The 4,268-nt window shown below is 59.2% G+C and carries 7 protein-coding genes and 1 pseudogene; 4 read left to right on the forward strand and 4 right to left on the reverse strand.

All coding sequences use genetic code 11. The features are described from left to right. Positions 1–75: 75 nt before the first annotated feature. Positions 76–498, reverse strand: coding sequence for a hypothetical protein (locus CKO23_RS23860; protein WP_207168681.1), 423 nt, complete (start codon positions 496–498; stop codon positions 76–78). Positions 499–840: 342 nt separating this feature from the next. Between CKO23_RS23860 and CKO23_RS23865 the strand changes: the two genes are divergently transcribed. After that, positions 841–1,200, forward strand: coding sequence for a type II toxin-antitoxin system RelE/ParE family toxin (locus CKO23_RS23865; protein ID WP_200335876.1), 360 nt, complete (start codon positions 841–843; stop codon positions 1,198–1,200). Beyond that, the gene (locus tag CKO23_RS23870) at positions 1,193–1,492 is read left to right on the forward strand and encodes an XRE family transcriptional regulator (protein ID WP_200335878.1); all 300 of its coding nucleotides are present in this window, start codon (positions 1,193–1,195) and stop codon (positions 1,490–1,492) included. The genes CKO23_RS23865 and CKO23_RS23870 overlap by 8 nt, the downstream gene beginning before the upstream one ends. Positions 1,493–1,598: 106 nt before the next feature. Here CKO23_RS23870 and CKO23_RS23875 read toward each other — a convergent pair whose 3' ends face one another. Together CKO23_RS23875 and CKO23_RS26465 are read right to left on the reverse strand one after the other, a co-directional pair. Next, positions 1,599–2,336, reverse strand: coding sequence for an ISAs1 family transposase (locus tag CKO23_RS23875; protein WP_346014678.1), 738 nt, complete (start codon positions 2,334–2,336; stop codon positions 1,599–1,601). Continuing rightward, the gene (locus tag CKO23_RS26465) at positions 2,252–2,623 is read right to left on the reverse strand and encodes an ISAs1 family transposase (RefSeq protein WP_346014679.1); all 372 of its coding nucleotides are present in this window, start codon (positions 2,621–2,623) and stop codon (positions 2,252–2,254) included. The genes CKO23_RS23875 and CKO23_RS26465 overlap by 85 nt, the downstream gene beginning before the upstream one ends. 558 nt (positions 2,624–3,181) lie before the next feature. On the opposite strand from CKO23_RS26465, the gene CKO23_RS23880 reads away from it, so the two are divergent. Next, complete coding sequence (locus CKO23_RS23880) at positions 3,182–3,418, forward strand: antitoxin (RefSeq protein ID WP_200335883.1); 237 nt, start codon at positions 3,182–3,184, stop codon at positions 3,416–3,418. An 11-nt stretch (positions 3,419–3,429) separates the two neighbouring features. After that, positions 3,430–3,828 carry a type II toxin-antitoxin system VapC family toxin gene (locus tag CKO23_RS23885; protein WP_207168682.1) on the forward strand — a complete coding sequence of 133 codons (399 nt, stop codon included), beginning with the start codon at positions 3,430–3,432 and terminating at the stop codon, positions 3,826–3,828. 83 nt (positions 3,829–3,911) lie between these two features. Here the strand turns inward: CKO23_RS23885 and CKO23_RS23890 are convergent. Further along, positions 3,912–4,268 (reverse strand): annotated as a pseudogene (locus CKO23_RS23890) (IS1634 family transposase); the annotation flags it as partial.

Genomic DNA, 4,268 nt, shown 5'->3' on the forward strand with positions numbered 1-4,268 from the left:
GAGAATGGTTCACGAAAATCCGGCTCGCCGCGGTCGGCGAAGTGCAGGCGGATATCGGCGGCCAGCGTCGGTTGGTTATCCTTGGCGGTGAAGAGGTAGTGCGCACCACGTTCGACCAGATAGTCGGTCGCGTCCGCCCAGCGCATTGCCATCGAGGATCTTGACGCGATAATCGCGCAGCAACGGCGTGCGGGTGGCCTCGAGCGAGGTGATCACCCGACCCGCCTGCTCGGCGCTATAGCCCACCAGCGCGGCCGAGATCTCCGGCTCCAGTCCATTGAGCTTGTCGTACACCGCTTTGCGCGTGACGGGGATGTCCTCGCGCGCTCCTTGATAGGCCGCATGGATCGACGGTTGCTGGCGGGTGACCACCTGCATCATCAGATCGAACAGCGTCGAGAACAACAGATGACGGGTGTACTGGCTTTGCGCCGTCTGCTCAAACCAGGCGTTGAGCTGGTCCGGATGGAAGCTGCGCTCCAACACCGCGCGCGCCATGGTTGGGATGGGGAAATGCTCGGCAAAGCGCTCAAGCAGTGGATTCAGCAACATCGTCAACAGCCCGCTGGTTACAAAAGGGCGCGATTGTACCGAAGACGCGCGACTCGCGCTGCTCGGGCGATTCAGCTGCGTCGAGGGCGTGGCGACCGGCAGGAGTCGTTGCGTTCACTTTTTGTGACCTTCACAGCCCTGGTGGAAACGCTCGGGAGACATAAGCCGCACCCTGATCTTGAAGACTGGACATCATGTCTGGAATACCGCCGCGAGAACGATCAGAGCCCTTTTTTGTTGCCAAGTACGTACTTTTCAAGGTACATTGTACTATGAGAGGTACATTTGATGACGGACGAGCAAAAGAGGATTCCAGTCGCGTTCTACCGAACGGACCTCGGCAGGGAACCGGTAAGGGAATGGCTCAAGGAGCTAGAGCCAAACGACCGCAGGATCGTCGGAAACGATCTTCAGACCCTGGAATTCGGCTGGCCGGTGGGAATGCCGCTCTGCAGAGCGATCCGGTCTCACAAGGGTCTTTGGGAAGTACGCAGCAATCTCTCATCGGGACGGATCGCGCGCATCCTGTTCTGCGTGGCCGGGGGCCGGATGGTCCTGCTACACGCCTTCATCAAGAAGACGCAGAAAACGCCGGACCGCGAATTGAGCGTTGCCGTCAACCGGATGAAAGGGGAGAAAGATGATTGAAGAAAAGAATATCGGCTCTAGCCTGGAAGAATTTCTCGAGGAGGAGGGCCATCTTGAGGAAGCCCGTCAGATCGCCGCCAAACGGGTGCTGGCATGGCAGCTCCAGCAAGCCATGGAGAGCCAGCATCTGAACAAGGTGGAAATGGCTAAGCGGATGCAAACCAGTCGCTCGCAGTTGGACCGCCTGCTCGATCCCGACAACGACAAGGTGCAGCTTGACACGCTCAACCGCGCTGCGGCCATCGTTGGCAAGCGCTTAAAGATCGAACTGGTCGATAACATCCCGCGCTGACCACAAGCGGCAAAAAAGGTCGTTTCTATCACGACTTAAAGCCGGACGGTAAATCAGGCTTCTGGAGGGGCAAAACCCAGGGCAATCGCATCAAGCTCTTCTAATATTAGCGTCCTCTGATGCTTTTGGGCGGCTCGAAGAACAATTTCGTCAGGTCGTCCTCGTCGGATGCCGCTTTCAAGCGCTTGTTCTGGAGACCGAGTTTGGTGTCGTCATTCTTGAGGCGTGAGAGGGCGAGGTGACGCAGGACGGCGAGATTCTCGCGCGCCACCGGATCGCGGACGCGGCACTCATCCTCACGAAAGGAGATGTCGAGGTTCCAGTGCAGCCCGTTTTCGATGCCCCAGTGTCCGCGCGTCGCGTGGGCAAAGCGCGCGGCACTGGTGCCGATGCTGCCGATGAAGTAACGGGTTTCGATCGAGACCTTGCCGGCGACTTCGCGACGCGATTCGACCATGCCGATCATGTTCATGGCCTCCCAGAGGGCACTGCGCGCAACCCCGGAGAGATCGCCCAGGGTGCGATAGCGACGGGTTTCGAGACGACCATGCCCGCGCTCGACGGTTTCGAGGGACTCCGAGTCGAGGCCGGCATAGTCGCTCGCGTCGGCGTTGATGAAAGCCTCCTCGACTTCGCCGGCCAGCGTTTCCTGGTTGCCTTTGAGGGCGAGGACGTCGTCACCGCCCTGCGCGATGATCTGCTCGGCAATCTTGGTCTGGCAGCCCATGGCGTCGATGGTGACGATGCAGCCCTCCAGTTTCAGCCACTGCAGCAGACGCGGAATCGCCGTGATCTCATTCGACTTGGCGTCCGTGGAATGAGCTCGGCCACCGACGCGCTCCACTGGCGAAAGCAGGCGGCGAACTGCTCGGGATTGATCAGCGCAAACACACGCCCGAAGCAGTCGTGCGAGGGAATCCCATGGCGCAGTTGCAGAAAAGTGCGCAGCCAGGCCTCCTTGCCCGTGGCGAACGTCTCAACGCCCACCCAGCCGTCGGCACCACCGAGGGTCGCGGCGATGGCGATGATGATCATCTCGATCAGGTTGTGGCGGCTTTGGGTCGGGCTGCGCGGGTCGTGCAGCGCGGCAAAATGACGCCCGATCGATCGCTCTACACGCAAGTCGCACACCGTGGAGATCTCCCCATATTCAAAGGGGCTGGATCATCCGGGCAGTCGCCTGGATTGTCTAATAGTATCCGCTAATATGGTGATGCGATTGCCCTGGGGCAAAACCCTATGACAAAACCTTTTCGGTTTAGTCCGGTTTTAGCGGCATCCTCCGCATGATTAAAAAGATGGTTACTCCATCCGGGCTCGCGTTTCATACCTCGTCGTAGTCAAAGTCGCAGGCCGTTAGCCTTTCCGTTGGCTCGTATACTCCTCGGCCCCTTTTACGGCCTCTCTCCGAGAACAGGTGCAAATTCTTTCTGGCGCGCGAGCCCACAACGTAGAGCAGCTTCTGCGCGCTCGCATCGCCGTCCGGGTCATTGAAGTGCGGCCTAAGTGCGGACGTATCCGGCCGACTCTTGGGCTGCCTAAAGGTCCAGCTGTCCGGAATCCATAAAGAGCCAAGAATATTTGCAACACCTCCACCGACCGCTCAGCGAGAGCTGACTGAAAGACCTTGCGTTTGCGGCCTGCTACGTTAAAGTACATACGCTGTACATCCTTGATCCGGAGCTGCCCATGCACACCACCAGAGCGTTCAAAAATGGCAATTCGCAAGCCGTGCGGATCCCCGCTGACCTGGCTTTTGAGCGGACGGATGTTGAGCTGGAGATCGAACGACACGGCGACGAACTGCGCATTCGCCCCGCGCGCCGGTCGTTGGCGGGCGTGTTGAACAAGTTTGCTCAATTCTCCCCTGACTTCATGGCGAACGGTCGCGGCGAGCAGGAACAGGACGATCGGGATTGTCTGTGATACCGCGCTACATGCTCGATACCAATATGTGTATCTACCTGATCAAGCATCAGCCCGAGATCGTTGCCCAACGCTTTGCTCAATGTGCTGTCGGCGATGTCGTGATGTCCGCGATCACCTTCGCCGAGCTGGAGTATGGCGTTGCGGTCGCGGTGAATCCGCAACAGGAACGCGGTCATCTGGAAAGTCTGATTCAAGACATCCCGGTTGCGCCATTCGATGCGCCGGCGGGCCGCGCTTATGCGTCGATCCGGCTGGCAACGCGCGATAGCCGACAAGATGCGCTCGACAAGCTGATTGCAGCCCATGCGCAGTCGCTCAACGTCACGCTCGTCACGAACAATACGAAAGACTTCGCCAGATACCCCGGCGTCATGATCGAAAACTGGCTGACGCCCGCCAGCGTCTGACCAGATCGCCTGGGACAACCAGAAAAGACAGGAATCATGGAAAAACTGAAGCTGCACACCCGGAACCGTCATTCCGCACCCCGTCAGCCGCTTGCAGAATATATCGCCACATAGCGCGGCCCGAGCAGCTGCAGTAAGACGCTGTGGTGTTGCTCGACGTGCAGCACGATCTGCTCGACGTGCTCAACGACCAGCACATGGATGCCTTTGAAAAATTGGAACACCCAGCGCGCCGTGGGACGCGCGGTGGGCTTGCCGGTCTGATCGGGGACGCTCTCCTGCTCGGCCTTGAGGGTCTCTCGGATGCGCTGCTCCAAGGCGGCGTAGACCAACAGGCACAGGGTCATGACCATCATCAGGGCCATGATGCGCTCGGGCTTCTTGAGGAAGCGCGTCGCGGCCATGAACATCGGGTCCTTAAGGAAGCGAAAGCCGCGCTC

The organism is Thiocystis violacea, assembly GCF_016583565.1.
Lineage (GTDB): Bacteria > Pseudomonadota > Gammaproteobacteria > Chromatiales > Chromatiaceae > Thiorhodococcus > Thiorhodococcus violaceus_A.

What these genes read in the sequence shown, in the direction of transcription:
- CKO23_RS23860 (WP_207168681.1), bottom strand. Translation starts at nt 498, where the DNA reads ATGGCGCGCGCGGTGTTGGAGCGCAGCTTCCATCCGGACCAGCTCAAC.
- CKO23_RS23870 (WP_200335878.1), top strand. Translation starts at nt 1,193, where the DNA reads ATGATTGAAGAAAAGAATATCGGCTCTAGCCTGGAAGAATTTCTCGAG.
- CKO23_RS23880 (WP_200335883.1), top strand. Translation starts at nt 3,182, where the DNA reads ATGCACACCACCAGAGCGTTCAAAAATGGCAATTCGCAAGCCGTGCGG.
- CKO23_RS23885 (WP_207168682.1), top strand. Translation starts at nt 3,430, where the DNA reads ATGCTCGATACCAATATGTGTATCTACCTGATCAAGCATCAGCCCGAG.
- CKO23_RS23865 (WP_200335876.1), top strand. Translation starts at nt 841, where the DNA reads ATGACGGACGAGCAAAAGAGGATTCCAGTCGCGTTCTACCGAACGGAC.